The sequence below is a fragment of the Mucilaginibacter gynuensis genome (assembly GCF_039541195.1).
GTDB lineage: Bacteria > Bacteroidota > Bacteroidia > Sphingobacteriales > Sphingobacteriaceae > Mucilaginibacter > Mucilaginibacter gynuensis.
Genome location: NZ_BAABFT010000005.1, coordinates 442284 through 457356, shown reverse-complemented (window position 1 = coordinate 457356; position 15073 = coordinate 442284). Strand labels below are relative to the sequence as shown.

14 protein-coding genes are annotated in these 15073 nt (G+C 41.7%); 8 read left to right on the top strand and 6 right to left on the bottom strand.

Annotated elements, in window-relative coordinates:
• The first annotated feature begins 138 nt into the window (after positions 1–138).
• Positions 139–786, top strand: coding sequence for a response regulator (locus ABD894_RS12815; protein ID WP_345211439.1), 648 nt, complete (start codon positions 139–141; stop codon positions 784–786).
• A gap of 270 nt (positions 787–1056) precedes the next feature.
• Here ABD894_RS12815 and ABD894_RS12810 read toward each other — a convergent pair whose 3' ends face one another.
• Positions 1057–2367: a glycosyltransferase gene (locus ABD894_RS12810; protein WP_345211438.1), complete on the bottom strand. Its 1311-nt coding sequence runs from the start codon at positions 2365–2367 to the stop codon at positions 1057–1059.
• 75 nt (positions 2368–2442) lie between these two features.
• Entirely contained in the window at positions 2443–2691 is a 249-nt protein-coding gene (locus ABD894_RS12805; protein ID WP_345211437.1) for a hypothetical protein, read from the bottom strand.
• A gap of 541 nt (positions 2692–3232) precedes the next feature.
• Here ABD894_RS12805 and ABD894_RS12800 point away from each other — a divergent pair.
• Positions 3233–4048, top strand: a complete 816-nt coding sequence (locus ABD894_RS12800; RefSeq protein ID WP_345211436.1) for an SDR family oxidoreductase — start codon at positions 3233–3235, stop codon at positions 4046–4048.
• A gap of 75 nt (positions 4049–4123) precedes the next feature.
• Here ABD894_RS12800 and ABD894_RS12795 read toward each other — a convergent pair whose 3' ends face one another.
• Complete coding sequence (locus ABD894_RS12795; protein WP_345211435.1) at positions 4124–4732, bottom strand: acyl-CoA thioesterase; 609 nt, start codon at positions 4730–4732, stop codon at positions 4124–4126.
• A gap of 69 nt (positions 4733–4801) precedes the next feature.
• Here ABD894_RS12795 and ABD894_RS12790 point away from each other — a divergent pair, with 69 nt between their 5' ends.
• From ABD894_RS12790 to ABD894_RS12770, 5 genes are all read left to right on the top strand, one after another.
• The gene (locus tag ABD894_RS12790) at positions 4802–5710 is read left to right on the top strand and encodes an alpha/beta fold hydrolase (protein WP_345211434.1); all 909 of its coding nucleotides are present in this window, start codon (positions 4802–4804) and stop codon (positions 5708–5710) included.
• A gap of 135 nt (positions 5711–5845) precedes the next feature.
• Positions 5846–6211: a CoA-binding protein gene (locus ABD894_RS12785; protein ID WP_345211433.1), complete on the top strand. Its 366-nt coding sequence runs from the start codon at positions 5846–5848 to the stop codon at positions 6209–6211.
• Positions 6212–6632: 421 nt separating this feature from the next.
• Entirely contained in the window at positions 6633–6755 is a 123-nt protein-coding gene (locus tag ABD894_RS12780; protein ID WP_345211432.1) for a hypothetical protein, read from the top strand.
• A 232-nt stretch (positions 6756–6987) separates the two neighbouring features.
• Positions 6988–8223: a condensation domain-containing protein gene (locus ABD894_RS12775; RefSeq protein ID WP_345211431.1), complete on the top strand. Its 1236-nt coding sequence runs from the start codon at positions 6988–6990 to the stop codon at positions 8221–8223.
• Positions 8224–8387: 164 nt separating this feature from the next.
• Positions 8388–9707: an SGNH/GDSL hydrolase family protein gene (locus tag ABD894_RS12770; RefSeq protein ID WP_345211430.1), complete on the top strand. Its 1320-nt coding sequence runs from the start codon at positions 8388–8390 to the stop codon at positions 9705–9707.
• A 96-nt stretch (positions 9708–9803) separates the two neighbouring features.
• Here the strand turns inward: ABD894_RS12770 and ABD894_RS12765 are convergent, their stop codons facing one another.
• The 3 genes from ABD894_RS12765 to ABD894_RS12755 form a co-directional block, all read right to left on the bottom strand.
• Positions 9804–10532, bottom strand: a complete 729-nt coding sequence (locus ABD894_RS12765) for a DUF3891 family protein (protein ID WP_345211429.1) — start codon at positions 10530–10532, stop codon at positions 9804–9806.
• Positions 10533–10859: 327 nt separating this feature from the next.
• Complete coding sequence (locus ABD894_RS12760; RefSeq protein ID WP_345211428.1) at positions 10860–11294, bottom strand: hypothetical protein; 435 nt, start codon at positions 11292–11294, stop codon at positions 10860–10862.
• A 5-nt stretch (positions 11295–11299) separates the two neighbouring features.
• Positions 11300–11587 carry a hypothetical protein gene (locus ABD894_RS12755; protein WP_345211427.1) on the bottom strand — a complete coding sequence of 96 codons (288 nt, stop codon included), beginning with the start codon at positions 11585–11587 and terminating at the stop codon, positions 11300–11302.
• A gap of 661 nt (positions 11588–12248) precedes the next feature.
• On the opposite strand from ABD894_RS12755, the gene ABD894_RS12750 reads away from it, so the two are divergent.
• Entirely contained in the window at positions 12249–14615 is a 2367-nt protein-coding gene (locus tag ABD894_RS12750) for a kelch repeat-containing protein (protein ID WP_345211426.1), read from the top strand.
• Positions 14616–15073 lie beyond the last annotated feature (458 nt).

The following is a 15073-nucleotide window of genomic DNA, read 5'->3' as shown; positions in this document are numbered from 1 at the left end:
TTTCGTGGTGATATAAACATTCGCATCGTTACGAAAAAAAAACGGTTCTCAGGTAACCTTGCATGTTGCATTCAGTAGCTAATCAGTTGATGGGCTTACTTATAACTATACATTTTATCAAAATTTTATTTAAAAAATATGTGTATCCGAGTAGCTATTTTTGATGACAATAAAAATATTCGTAATAGCATCATCTTATTGCTAAACACCGACCCGGCTTTTGAGGTGGTGGGAAATTTTAGCAATGCACAGCATTGCGTTCAAAATGTGTTGACCTCAAGACCGGATGTGGTGTTGATGGATATCAGAATGCCGGGTATTGATGGCATTGAAGCCGTAAAGCTGTTAAGCAAGGAGTTTCCGCACATTCAGATACTGATACAAACTGTTTTTGAGGACGATGAGCGGGTGTTCGAATCCATTTGTGCGGGTGCATCAGGGTATATTTTGAAAAACCAGCTTACCAGCTCTTTAACAGATGCTATCAAAGAATTACAAAGCGGCGGATCACCTATGAGCCCATCAATAGCCCGTAGAGTATTGAATATATTGCAGCAGGGGTACCAGGGGAAGAAACAAGCAGTAAGCGATGATTATAAACTAACCATACGTGAAAAGGAAGTACTAACGGCGCTGGTAAATGGTTTAAGTTATAAGATGATAGGGCATGAGTTGGGCATCAGCTATGAAACTGTACGGAGTCACATGAAAAATATCTATGAAAAACTGCATGTAGCCTCACTAACCGAAGTGGTAGCTAAGGCCATTAATCAAAGGATCGTATGACGAATCAGGCATCATCACCATGAACTTTGCTAACTTGTCATGTCCAGTTTTGGGCCATTTGAAAAATTGAATAATGTAATTTGCTACGTCATTCATGCTTGTTTGAGTTTTGTTTTAAATCGATCGATCCTGAGTCAAATACCGCAAGTATTAACTTCTGAGACAGATCAGGTATGATATCCCCTTTGTTTTTCTTGTATATTGAAGATGGGGATGGTAAGAATTAATACTTGCAATTGTCTCAGGAATATTGTTCTATTTGACGGTCTGCTACATCATTGAGCTATCGGGGGGCAGCAGGTTTTCAACATACATTGAACATAACGCTAAACTGTCATATTGATTCATTTCATCACGAAGTGATATCACCCGCTCTTTATAATTCTTGTCAATCATAATTCGCTCTACTGCCGCGAAAATGGCATCAGAAGACGGCTTCTCCGTTTTCAGGTCTATCCCCAAACCAAAGTAGTCGATTCTCGCACAAATTTCATTTTTGAGTTCATGTATACCTGCGGCTACAATCGGAACGCCGTTCTTAATGCTTAAAATAGTTCCACCATAACCACCATTGGTTATAAATACAGCCACATAAGGCATAATATCATCAAACGGGATATAATCTTCAATAATAATATTTTCATGCTTATATTTTTCTCGAAGCTGCTCCGTCCCGTTTCCTCCCGTCGTAGCTACAATCAATACATCCGTTCCGGCAAAAGCAAAGAGTGTTGGCTCCAATATTTTGCTAACATCGCCCTCTATTGTTCCTTGTGTAACCAACACTATTTTGTCACTCTCTTTCAGTCTCGGATCATACCATTTGTGCTGTTGTCGCGGCGCAGCATAAGGTAACAGGGCACCAATATAGTTGATGTTTTTACCGATATCACTGCGCGTATATTCAAATCCGGGTACGCCGATCTGCAGATATATTGTTGCTTCCTTTACTAATGTATCGAAAATGAAAGAACCGGTAACTGTTATATTGTAACGATGCAAATCAGCTTTATATAAGTTAATTAACTCTTTAATGCCGGTATATTTCTGCCTGTACATTTCAGCGTAAGCTACATGTGTTTCTTTGTTATTGGCTGGTGGTAGTGCCCTGCCAGCCGGGGCCGTATCTACAGAATCTTCAATAAGGGGTACTATGCCGATAGCCATTACCGGCACATTCAATTTGTAACGCACGAACGGCATTCCGGAGAACATGCTGTCGGCAATAAACAAATCAAACGGGAATGTATTATATATTTCCCTGATGTCTGCAAAGTACTCCGTTGCACGGTCAATGAAAAGGTTTTTAAGATAAATTTTCCCCTTTTGATGACCGGGTGCAGTTAAAAGTTCTGGTAGTTCGGTAACGAGATTCTCACCATTAAGCTCTTTTGCAGTTACAAAAGGGTAATGTAGAATTCCCAACCGTCTTAATTTATCACTAAATATTTTTGAAGTGTACCATCGCACATCATACCCTGTTTCATGCAGATACCTGGCGAGTCCTGTCAGTGGGTTAAAATGGCCGTCTGTCGGAACATTTGCGATTAATATTCTCTTTCCTTTAAATTGATTTTTCATGAATTATAGCGCAAGTAATATTGTACGGGTAGGAGGTATCGGCTACTATTTGTTTTTCTTCCATTCCAGATATTTTTATGCTACAAAAGCATTCCCGTCTACGGTAAAATGATCGGCGGAATTATACTCGAATACAAACCGGGCATTCAAAGCTTTCATTTTTGTTTCCAAAAGTTTCACTGCCTGATTTAGCATGAAATTACCTGAAGTACTCTCCGTTATAAGATTTTTTTGACAGACGCTACTGACATATTTTACTTTGCATTGCTGCGCATAACAGGCAAATGCCGTAATCAATAAAAAACTTAAAAATATGCTTTCCATAAAATTTGTTTAGATAGTGGCCTCCCCACTCATTATTGAGTTGTTTTGAAAATCATCATTTAACTAATTCAAAGGTGGATTTAAAATCGATCCTAATCCATCCCCAATACCGGTGAACCGGTCACTGTTCCGGGGAATAAATTCTGAAGTAACCCTGGGTAAATCAGCCTCCTTAACGATTATGTCCGGTCGCGTCATTACCGTGTGTTAATGCCGTATAGCTTTAACCGTCTGCCATGGCAAGAACGTGAATAAAGTCATGTTTGAAGCACACTGCACGATGCCATTCGGCGATCGTGTGATTATTTCGATAGGTCTCAGAATTGGTTTTTAATATCCCCATGTTTGGGGATAGTTCTGAAAATAGTCTTTCCCGTATTTTGTGTCTCAAATAGTAAAGGATGAATTTGAGTAAAACCGGTTCAACAGGTTACTCGACTGAACAAAGGGAGTGATCCCAGCCAGTTTTTTATGGAATTCATCAATATCAGGGTGCCTGAAATAAAAAATTAGCGGGTGCCCTTTCTTCAATCATCATTTTATGAAATTAAACAACAAGATTATTGTTATCACCGGTGCCTCATCCGGCATTGGTAAATCATTAGCTGTCGAATGTGCCAGCCGCGGTGCAAATATTGTTTTGGCCGCCCGGCAGTATGATAAGCTTTGTAAAATTGGGCAGGATCTTGAAAAGCAATATCAGATTAAAGCACTGGCCGTACAATGCGATGTTGTTGTAGAAGCTGACTGCGCCAACCTTATTAAACAGGCAGTGGCCACCTTCGGCAAAATTGATGTGCTGATTAGTAATGCAGGTATTGCTATGCGCGCTCTTTTTCAGGATGTTGAGCTAAATGTACTAAAGAGGGTAATGGATGTTAACTTTTGGGGTACGGTATATTGCACCAAGTACGCCTTCCCCGAAATCCTGAAAACTAAAGGGAGCATTGTAGGGGTATCATCCATAGCCGGCTACAAAGGTTTACCCGGCCGTACAGGGTACGTTTCGTCTAAATTCGCGATGAATGGATTTTTAGATTCATTACGGGTGGAAAATTTGAAAACTGGTGTTCATGTATTAACCGCCTGCCCGGGTTTTACTACCTCAAACATACGGAATGTCGCTTTGTCAAAAGACGGCACCCAGCAAGGGGAAAGTTCTATGAACGAAAGTAAAATGATGAGTAGTGAAAAAGTTGCGCGAATGATCATGAATGGGGTTGAAAACCGCTCGCGGACACTTATTATGACAGGCCAGGGGAAATTTACCGTAGCGTTAAGCAAATTTTTACCGGTGCTTCTGGATAAAATAGCATACCGCGTTTTCTCGAAAGAAAAGAACCCGCTACTTAAGTGACACAAAGCAAAGAGGCGCACAATTGCGCCTCTTTGCTTTGTTATAAATATGATATGCTGAAATGATCTTTTCCGGTTAGTCTTCAAGTACAGAAAAGTCTTGCAAACGTACAAGCACTGATTCAGGTAAGTACGGCCGGCCTCCGCTGGCAGGTACACAGGTTCCTGAAAATACGGCCTTTGCCATTGCTTTATTATTCAGCAGAATAGCTTGTTTGAAATGTAGCTTGGGCATTCCAATTCTATCCCTATAAACAGAACAGGTTACAGTGAATTCATCACCTTTTTTGAGCGATCTTAAAAAGTGGAGACTGTAACTTGAAAGAACCATATATACGCCGTTTTTCGCTTCGGTTTCAAAATCAAACCCGAGCACATCACGAATAAAATCATGCCTGCACCACTCCATATAAAAGGGATAATACAGGCCGTCCATTATTCCCTGCACATCAATGTGCTCATCTTTTACAATATAGCTTTTTGAATATTCCATTGTCATTATTTTGAATGAGACACAAAAATAAGCATCTGCTTGCCGGAGGAAATAACCAAAAACGGGGACATGGAATGTAGAGGCGGTCAGGCCACCTGATGCGGCGGGCAGACCGTTTATTTCGGTCATCCGGGAAAAATCTGCAAGACACTCCGCTATTTGTCCATTCCCCGGCGCCTGTTTTCTGGTCACCTTTGTACTGTTAACCAATAGCAATATAAAACATAACATAAATCAAAAACTTAATCAAACACCAAAACAATGAAAGCACTTATCTCAACCATCAGCCTGTTAGCCGCGCTAACCTTCAACCAAACCGTTAACGCCCAGGCGAAAAGAACGCCCGCTTCAGCCGGGCGCGCAGAGTACATCGAAGTAGAGAAAAACGTTAAACTGCACGTAACGGACCTTGGCGAAGGGAAGCCTGTTGTGCTGATTCACGGCTGGCCGTTAAACGATGCTATGTACGAGTATCAGTACCAGTATCTGGTTAATAAAGGGTTCCGGGTGATCGGTATCTCACTAAGAGGTTTCGGAAAATCAGACAGGCCTTACGGGAAGTATAACTTTGATGTTTTTTCTGATGACATTAAAGTAGTACTGGAGAAACTGAACATAGAAAATGCGGTACTGGGCGGTTTTTCAATGGGTGGCGCAGTGGTAACGCATTATGTTACCAAGTATAACGGCGCGCATGTAAGCAAACTGGCTTTATTTGCCGCAGCTGCCCCATCATGGAAACAACGCGAAGGTTTTCCGTATGGTGCAACGGATGAGGCCGCGGCAGGCTTGATTAAAACGACAGAAACCAACAGGCAGCAACTTATAGCAGATTTCGGCAAAGGCTTTGGTGCAACAGAAACCAGCCTGTCGGCAGAACAATCACAGTGGCTTGCCGGTATCAACCTTGATGCGTCACCTTATGCCACTACCCAATCAATCACCGCACTGCGTGACCTTGACCTGCGCCCGGTATTGTCAAAGATCAAGATTCCGGTAGCGATATTCCACGGTACAAAAGACAAGCTGTGTGACTTTGTATTTGCCGAGGAACTGCATAAAGGCATTAAAAACTCCTACATCGTAAAGTTTGAAAACAGCGGCCATGCACTGTTCCTGGAGGAAATGGATAAGTTCAATACTGAACTGGAAAAATTCGCAAAATCATGAAGAAATTTCCCTTAGGCTGTTACTAAAACAACCGTGCCATAACATAACCGGAAGGGGAGATCGACAATGCGTCTGGATCAATCACCTTCCGGTTCTTCTTTTAAATTAAAAAATAACTGATAGAATTTTTGACCCATGAAAAATAAGAAGACACTCATATTGGGCGCATCCGCAGATCCGGACCGGTACGCTTATCTCGCGGCCAACAGCTTGGTAAGCCATGGGCATACCATTGTAAATATAGGCGTTAAAACGGGTATGGTTGCCGGCGTTCCCATTGAAAAACCCGAAATAATTTATAACGATATTGACACTATTACGCTATATCTAAGCCCGCAGAATCAACCACCGTTATACGATTATATTTTAGCCACTAAACCCAATCGTATTATTTTCAATCCCGGCACTGAAAATCAAATGCTTCAGCAGCTGGCCACCGAACAGAATATCATGATCGATTATGCCTGTACACTTGTGTTGCTGGCAACCGGGCAGTATTAGTAGAATTGATCTCGCCTCAGGTCTGTCTGGCACCCATAGTGGACAGGTTTCTTCAAGTAAAAGCAGCAAATGTATTGCTGCCGGCACGCGGCAAGCCTTGAATAGCTTGGGCGAAAATGCTGGCGCTGTTTTTCCCCTTCCATATAATTTTTAACAGGTGGTGATTTAAGCTGATCTACCCCTATTGAGTTACAAGGCTACCGCAATCGGTGATTTTTTGACGCGCTGAGTCCTGCCATCTTTGCGCTAAAGATATGACTATGAAAATTAAATCAAATTTAGCGTTACTGGCATTTGCATGCCTGACGGTTACCAGGTGTGACAAGGATGATGAGGGGAAGCCAACTCCTTTAATCCTACGGCAGCAGATAAGAAATTCTCTTTTGTAGGCATGCATACACAAAAGCGAAAAATCACCAGTATGAGGATTACTTCGGGAAATAAGGTCATCGCTCCGGGCATAACAGATGGCGTTGCGACAGACCTCGTCACCATGGACGATTTCTTCTACAGCGAACCCAAAAGCCTGTTGATCCGGCTTTGAGGCCGCAATGAAACAGTGTAGGGGTTAAATCAAATGAAGCTTTGGCGTAACAGGGAAATATGTACTTAATGTAGTGCCTTTTCTCCATTCCCCGGCCCGCTTGCCTTCCTCAACTTTGCAGTAGCAATTTCAGGCGTTACAACGGTGATAATTAAAGTATTCGCGCTGGCAAATGAGTGGTAAGCGCATTGTCGGCCGTGTACGCCTTTACACTTAAATAAAAATAAATCAAATGAAAAATCAGCAAAACCGCACTTTAGGTGCATTCGAAAAAACCTTTTGGCTTTTGGACCAAATTGACTCCAAAGACTTTGTACTTGCCGCAGAAATTGACGGTACTGAAGCTGTTCAGGCCTGGCGACAGGCAATAGACATGGTACAACTGCGTCACCCTAATCTTTCAGTTAAAATCGTTATTGACCAGTTCTCCAGACCTGTACTTGAACACGTTGATGATATGACGATCCCGCTCAGGGTATTGAATGTAAAGGATGATTACCGTTGGGAGCAAGAGGTTGAAAAAGAGCTCGCCACCAGATTTAATACCGCAGAAGGTCCGCTTTTAAGAGCTGTTCTGATCCAGAAACCGGAAACTACGATCCTGGTGCTGGCCGCACATCATGCAGTAGCTGATGGTACCTCTATCAGCTATTTATTCAGGGATATCCTAACCGCTGTTACCGGTAGGGAATTACAGCCAATGGCTCCTCAGCAATCGAATGACGAAACTTTGGGCCTTCCGGAAGATCTTGCAATCGCGGGTTCTGATAAGACTGCATCACTACAAAATGAGTTTAAGAAAGTTGCGCCAAAGGTTTCCAGCATCAGGCTCAATAAAGAGATTTCGCGTAGGCTGATTGAAAAGGCCCGCGAAGAAGGAACCACCGTTCATGGCGCTATCTGTGCAGCAGTACTTTTCGCAACCAGAACAAAGCGTGCAACATGGTCTGACAGGAAGATTGAACTTATTTCTCCGATATGCGCCAGAAAACCACTCCGCCTGGATGATAACTATGGACTGAATATCACAACACATGCCGTGTATTTTGAGGGCGAACAGCAAAAAACATTTTGGGAGGTAGCCCGTGAGGCTAAAGCCGGCCTTGCAGGCACCGATACAGAGCAGCATGTGAAAAACTATATCAACTTTTTCCGGGATATCACTTTCAATAGCGCCGATATTCAAAAAATGATCGACATTTTGAAAAATGCCTTCAACCACGAAATTATGGTAACAAATCTCGGAAAGGTGAAATATGAAACCAATTTCGGAAAGCTCAAACTCAAAGCGGTTTATGGCCCAATGGTACGTTCGGGAAAAGGGCAGGAGCAGACTATCGGAGCGATCAGCACTAACGACTCACTGAGCCTTACCAACACAAGTGACAATCCTATTGAGGGGCTTCTTGAAGCTGTGGTGCAGACATTAACCAGCGCCTGCGCTATAAATCAGGAATTGGCGGTTTAATGCGGTGCCGGTATCGGCATCACCCGTTTGTTTCATAACTACAAAAGCCTGCAAAGTTGCATTTGCAGGCTTTTTTTAAGCCTTGTGTATGGATATCAAAATATTCCAGGCCACAAGTGCTTCGTTTTAGAAAATTATTATCATCTTTTATCAATTAATTAAAAATGAAATTTTATCCATCTGCCTTATTTAACGTTTTTATAATTGCTGTAACCGGCTTGTCGTCCTGTAAATCCGATCGTAATTTACCGGATGGAACGCCGGCAGATAAAGCGGATTTTTCCAGGTATATTGCCATTGGAAACTCCCTTACTGCGGGTTCGGCCGATAAGGGATTATATCTCGAGGGACAGCAGAATTCTTACCCGGAAATTTTGGCCGCACAAATGAAAACAGTAGGTGGTGGCAGCTTTTCGACGCCTTTTTTCAGTGCAGGCCAGGAGAACGGAAGCGGTTATCTGTTGCTGAAGGGACTGAGTACCGACGGCATACCTCAGTTGGAGGAAGTTAAAACAAACCTGGCAGTGCGGGGAGAAATTACAATTCCCGGAATAGGTAAGGTTAGCCTGCTAACCAAATACCAGGGTCCGCTTAATAATTACGGCGTTCCAAGCATCCGGCTTGCCGATGTTACTTCTACAGGCTTTGGAAATGTGAATGAATATTTCGAGCGATTGCTTCCCGGAAACCCGCCTTCGAATAAAATCTCGTATATGGACTTTGTTACGGAAAAGCCATTTACCTTTTTTACTTGCTGGTTGGGCAGTAATGATGTGCTGCAGTATGCAGCTACTGGCGGAGCATCGAAAGAACTATTTCCAACTGATAAAGCTAACTTTGATAAATTATATAACCTAGTAGCCGAAAAACTGACCTCAAAGGGCGCTAAGGGAGTAATAGCAACTATACCTGATATTACGAAAAGTGCGTTTTTTACAGCTTTTACCTATTCCTCTTTATTGAAAAGGATTCAATTGTCAGCACCACAAATTAAAGATCTCTACATACAAACAGGGGATACCCAAGTAAGGGCGGCCACGCCTGAGGATCTCTTCACTTTGTCGTTGGGTGCAGCTAATGTTTTGGGCAAACTTAATGCGCAGGGCCTGCCTTACGGCTTACATCCGGGCAACCCTATAGAAAACCATTTTGTGCTGGATAAAAGTGAAGTTGTAGTTGTTAAAGAATATACAGATGCTTATAATACAACAATTAAAGGGGTTGCAAAAGCCCGGAATCTGGCATTATACGATGCCTTTAGCGACTTAAATGAGGCAGCAGGCACTGAAGGCATAACTGAAAACGGCATTAAGTTTACAGGTGCATTCATCACAGGAAATTTGTTTTCATTAGATGGGGTTCACCTTACGCCAAGAGGATACGCGCACATTGCTAATAGAATAATTAAAGTAATTAATGAAAAGTATCAATCGAATATACCATTGACGGATGTCTCAAAATTCAGAGCTATAAAGACGCGTTAGAAGATGTTATCCATTCAACAAAAGGGCTGCTATTAAGAGCAGCCTTTTTTGTTGCCATTACGGGCAATTTTCATAGGCATACCAGGGTTTTCCGGCTCAATACCGACTGAATCTCCAAATTGTAAGAATAACCGGTGCCTCATGAAATGCGCTACTGAATTCTTTATTATCACGAAAACATAACTGATGAAGTAAACGGCTTTCAACAGGTAGATCAAATGCAGGTTTACAGAAAGGCCAGGGGCTGATGTGTAACGTACCGGTTGGTGATTGAATTAATTGGTGGCGCTGACCGTTAGGACCTTTGCTGATTTCGATGGCCCTGGCTTCGGGCTGGCATTCCCGTTTACAGATCAGCAGTGATAAGGCATCACACCATTCCAGGAGCCGGTAATCACACTCTGCCTGGTATTGGCTGATTCCAAGCTCCTTTCGCCAACATTCACGCAATGCTGCTTGCTCCTGCATAAATTTTACACCTTCCGGAACGCCGATTGCCAGTTGCCCGTAAACGAATGCCAGATGCATGGATGACAGCAGAGCGATGTACCGGCTTTTGGACGGCGAGGCTTCCATGGTGCGGATACAATGCTCGTGATCATAAGCGGACATACGGAAATCTATCGGCCCGCCCTGTTCCGTAAGCAAATGATGTTCACCCGGCTCAATACGTGCATCATCATGTGCTGAAATGGCAAGAATTGTTTCGAACCAGCGTTGAGACCGAACGCTCTGATGCCAATAAGAAGCCAACATACCCGCCAGCATACCATGCGCGCGCTGAGTGACAATCTCCCAGCCTTTTTCCGTATAATTAACGATCATCAGGTAGTTATTTAAGGGTATTTGTAATGTTAAATGTTCATGTTATATCCCAACATGCATAGCAATCCGCAATTCGGGGTCTACAATGATCTTGATTGCGTAATGACGAAAACTCTTACTGGTATCTACACAAAGGTGAAGTAATAAACTATCCGTGAATAATTCATAAGCAGTGTGATAACATGCCGGAACGGGTAAAGACGTGGTTGTAAATAGACGGCGGCCGTATAGAAAAACTACACGGCCTAACGCCATCTTTCGGTTTACTTGGTTAGCATCTTCAGTTAATAATTGAAAACGGTTAACTGATGCGAAGTTTTGGAGCGTTTATTTGAGCTTCGTCGTTGGATTTTGCGCGGCGTCAATCTCGTTTTTCAATTGTTCAACCTCCATGGTCAGGGCGGTTAATTTTGTCATCTGTTCCTGCAAGGCTGCGGTCAGGATCGAAACTAATTGCTGCACATCCAGGGCCGGTTCATTCACGCTGTAATAATTGTTTTTGCCGCGGGTTTTCCAAACAGGAACATTGGTGATGATTTCCGGCAATGTTTCCTTTGTTGCTGTTATATCGAGCCCGAATTTGAGCACGGGTTTTGTTTTTCCGTAATTTAAGATAACAGGGCGCAAACGCCCCACAATTTCCCCCGCATGTGTCAGCGCATGTTCTGGAACTGCCTGATCAATCGTTTTATTCTCCTGTGCCTTGGAGGCGCTAATTATCAATGAAAATAATACAGCTATTGGTATGATTCGTTTGTACATCTTATTTATATTTCTATCCAGTAGTTTGTGCTGAAATCTTTATCGCCCACTGTTCCGGCACTTTTTTCGAACTGTAGCATAAATTCTTCATTGTCATAAGTTTCGTCCCAGCTTTCGAGGTTAAGCTTAACATTGAGTTGCGCAGTATCAGGGATGCGGCTTTCGATAAAGCTAACAATATGCTCACCTAACTGCCTTGCCGAAACGGGCATGGGCGCTATTTCTTTTTCTTTCTCCGCGACCTTACTGATCGTTATGATGAAGCCATTTGGAATTACTTGATTTGTGCTCATTTGCGTTAAATTATAGCGCAAAGGACGATAAACGCCTGATATGATACCATACCCGATATGGGGGGTAATTCTTGTCAGATTGAGGGATAAATAATAGGTAAAAAGATTAATGCGGGGTAGCTTATCGCTGTAAACAGTTGAGGTAATTTAGCTTGGTAAAACAAGATATTGGGCATTGCCTTAATTAAAGGCAGAAATCAGTTTGACCTGTCTTTTTTAGGATTATTTGCCAAATATTTACCAGATTCATGGGCGCCGATGCCTGATTTCCCACATACTGATTAGTAACTGAATTAAGAAATTAATAATTAAAATAGCATAGTATGGTTTTGTATTTTTACAGTTAAATTTGGTATCGTTTAACGGATAAAGTCCTTTATAAACCGTCTCCGTAACAGTAATTATTAAAAAATCTGACGAGGTTTTTCATATGAGGAATATTTACTTAATAAGAAGTATATTAATTTTTGCATGTATAATTTTATTCCATCATTGCAGCTGGGGTCAAAACTATGGTCTGGGTTTTTTAAGTCATGAAGTACAGCAGGATCAACGGACATCTCTTAACCTCGGATCGGAAAAGGGGCTGTGTCTTTCTGATAATTTTACGGTATCATTTGATCTGTCGTTCGAAGCTCATCAGGGAGTATATTTTGGTTATGTGGTAAGAATTATTGAAGATAATAAACGCAATTACGACCTGGTTTATAATACATCTAAAGATCAGTTTAATGTAATTGCAGGGGATAGTCTTTGCGGTATAAATTTTAGTGTATCTCGTGAAAGCTTGTATAATCGGTGGAATAATATTACCATCAGTTTCAACGGCGATGCAGGTGAACTAACGATCATAAGCAACGGCAAAAGATACACCCAAAAGAAGATACACCCTGCAAAAGGCAGCTGTTATAAGTTACTCTTCGGCGCTAACCAGTTCGAACCGTTTGCCACTACTGATACCCCTCCGATGAAAGTACGTAACGTCAAGATATTTAAAAAAGGACGTCTCGAATATCATTGGCCGTTAGATGAAGTGGAGGGAACGGTCGCTGTTGATCTTGTAAAAAATGCCAAAGCGATGGTACACAACCCGTCATGGCAAACAGCCTTGCACTCCAAATGGCAAAAAGGCAAATCGATTACAGTTAATGGGATAGCCAGTGTGGCCTTTGATGAAAAAAACGAAGCAGTTTACGTGGTTGCGGAAGATACAGTATATAGTTATGCGGTAAAAAATGCCACATGGCTGATGAAAAATACCAATGATAAGATTAATTTAAATCAAGGTAATCGCTCTTTTTTTAACCCTGCTGATCAGCGCCTGTATAACTATATCCTCGGTAAGGAAACGCCTGCGATCCATGGGTTTGAAAACGGTAACTGGCAGGGAAACTTCCCACTTGGCGAGGTGACCGGTTATTGGCATGCCAACAAAATGTTCTCAAGCGTTGATTCCTCCTTATACCTGTTCGGTGGTTACGGTTATCTGGTATATCGCAACAGTGTGCAACGCTATAATTTTAATAGCCATAAATGGAGTAATCTTAAATATAAAGGTGACTTTTTTACGCCGCGATACCTGGCCGGATTAGGCGCGACAGAAAAAGGAGATACGGCTTATATTTTAGGAGGGTATGGAAATTCCAGCGGTCAGCAAATCCTCAACCCCAGAAACTTGTATGATATGATGCGATTTACGGTAAAAGATAAGACTTTTACCAGGCTTTTTGAATTGAAAATTAACAGGGAAGATTTTGCGCTGGCCAACTCATTAATACTGGACAGCAAAAAAAAGATATACTACGGTTTAATTTATCCAAGGCATAAGTATAATTCTTCTTTACAATTGATCAGAGGTTCATTGCAAGACCCCTCGTTTCAGCTTTTAGGAAGTGTGATTCCTTACGCATTTCACGACGTGCACTCGTTTGCGGACCTCTTTTATTGCAAAAACAGCAATAAGTTTGTTGCGGTTACTTTGTTGAGAACGGATAATAACAAATCAGTTGTAAATGTTTATACCTTATTGGGGCCGCCTTATATTGCGCCGGTTAAAACTATCCCGGAGCATAACAATAAAGTCCGGTATGCTTTGTACACCGTTGCCTGCATTGTGCTCTTTTGCCTGTTCTTCATATTTTTTAAAGGCTACCGAAGAAGAAAGCTGAAGATCGAAACAGCAGAAAGTGAATACAATCACGCAAATCATGAGCCTGTAAGTGAGCAATTTAATGAAATGGAACTCGCGGAGCATCTCGAAGTTCAAACGGCTAAGGTTCCGGCATTTAAAAATACAATCCTCTTATTTGGCGATCTGCAGGTATTTGACGCAACGGGAAACAGTATTACCAAACAATTTACTCCGCTGATCAGGGAGTTATTCCTGCTTATTCTACTTCATTCGGTTAAGCTTGGGCGTGGTGTAAGCTCTGATAAATTGAACGAGATGTTTTGGTTTGATAAATCGGAAAAAAGTGCCCGCAACAATCGTTCAGTGGCTATTGTGAAACTGAAATCGCTGTTGGAGAAGCTGGATTTCTGTACGCTTTCCAAAGATTCAGGCTATTGGATGATGGAGATTGATTATCAGCACTTTTATATTGATTACCACAGTTATCTGAATATTATCAATAACCGTAAAAAGTTAGATGACGACGCCATTAAGCATCTTTCAAGTATCGTTCAGCGCGGAAGTTTCTTGTCTACCAGTGAGTATGAATGGCTGGATAATTTCAAGTCGGAAATATCCGGTAATATTATTGATACCTACCTGCATTACTTACATAAGCCTGAGCATCATAACGATCCTGAATCTTTGATTAGAATAGCCAATTACATCCTCAATATTGATCCGGTTAATGAAGAGGCCATGACTTTAAAATGCCAGTCGTTTGTGGCTTTAGGAAAACACTCACTTGCCAAAGGCACTTTTGAGAATTTCGAAAAGGCTTACAAACACATGTATGATAAATCTTTCGGAAAAAATTTCTCAGCGATACTCGAAAATGCCTACAATTTGAAGGGGTAATTCAACGATTATTTATAGTGAAGGCGGCATTAACAGAGTTGTATTAACCGGTCGCTTTGGCATTAAATTTATGTCTTTTTTATCCTCATTTCGTTTTCCCACCGCGACACAACAACGGTAGCCGGTTAATGCGAACTACCGTACTAAGTTGTTTACAGAATAAGCGCTTCAATACTACCGTCATATACTCATTAAGCAATTACATGTTATTGCTACTACATATTTAAATTGCCGAGTACTGAAAATTATATCAATGGGCGTGAAGTACAGTACGAATAGCCTGGGTTTGCTGCCTGTTTTAAAAAATTATTTGCCTGTTCCATGAATTTGCTCAAATGCTAATTTATAATTAAGCTTTTTTTAATGATTTAAATGTACTTAGGCAACGGCTGCTATAATTATTACAGCCTGTCGTCTGTATGCATATCGTAATATGCTTAGTTAAGTGATCAGCAATC

Excerpts from the sequence above, each read along its gene's own strand:
- ABD894_RS12815 (WP_345211439.1), top strand. The coding sequence starts at position 139 with ATGTGTATCCGAGTAGCTATTTTTGATGACAATAAAAATATTCGTAAT.
- ABD894_RS12810 (WP_345211438.1), bottom strand. The coding sequence starts at position 2,367 with ATGAAAAATCAATTTAAAGGAAAGAGAATATTAATCGCAAATGTTCCG.
- ABD894_RS12805 (WP_345211437.1), bottom strand. The coding sequence starts at position 2,691 with ATGGAAAGCATATTTTTAAGTTTTTTATTGATTACGGCATTTGCCTGT.
- ABD894_RS12800 (WP_345211436.1), top strand. The coding sequence starts at position 3,233 with ATGAAATTAAACAACAAGATTATTGTTATCACCGGTGCCTCATCCGGC.
- ABD894_RS12790 (WP_345211434.1), top strand. The coding sequence starts at position 4,802 with ATGAAAGCACTTATCTCAACCATCAGCCTGTTAGCCGCGCTAACCTTC.
- ABD894_RS12785 (WP_345211433.1), top strand. The coding sequence starts at position 5,846 with ATGAAAAATAAGAAGACACTCATATTGGGCGCATCCGCAGATCCGGAC.
- ABD894_RS12780 (WP_345211432.1), top strand. The coding sequence starts at position 6,633 with ATGAGGATTACTTCGGGAAATAAGGTCATCGCTCCGGGCATAACAGAT.
- ABD894_RS12775 (WP_345211431.1), top strand. The coding sequence starts at position 6,988 with ATGAAAAATCAGCAAAACCGCACTTTAGGTGCATTCGAAAAAACCTTT.
- ABD894_RS12770 (WP_345211430.1), top strand. The coding sequence starts at position 8,388 with ATGAAATTTTATCCATCTGCCTTATTTAACGTTTTTATAATTGCTGTA.
- ABD894_RS12765 (WP_345211429.1), bottom strand. The coding sequence starts at position 10,532 with ATGATCGTTAATTATACGGAAAAAGGCTGGGAGATTGTCACTCAGCGC.
- ABD894_RS12760 (WP_345211428.1), bottom strand. The coding sequence starts at position 11,294 with ATGTACAAACGAATCATACCAATAGCTGTATTATTTTCATTGATAATT.
- ABD894_RS12755 (WP_345211427.1), bottom strand. The coding sequence starts at position 11,587 with ATGAGCACAAATCAAGTAATTCCAAATGGCTTCATCATAACGATCAGT.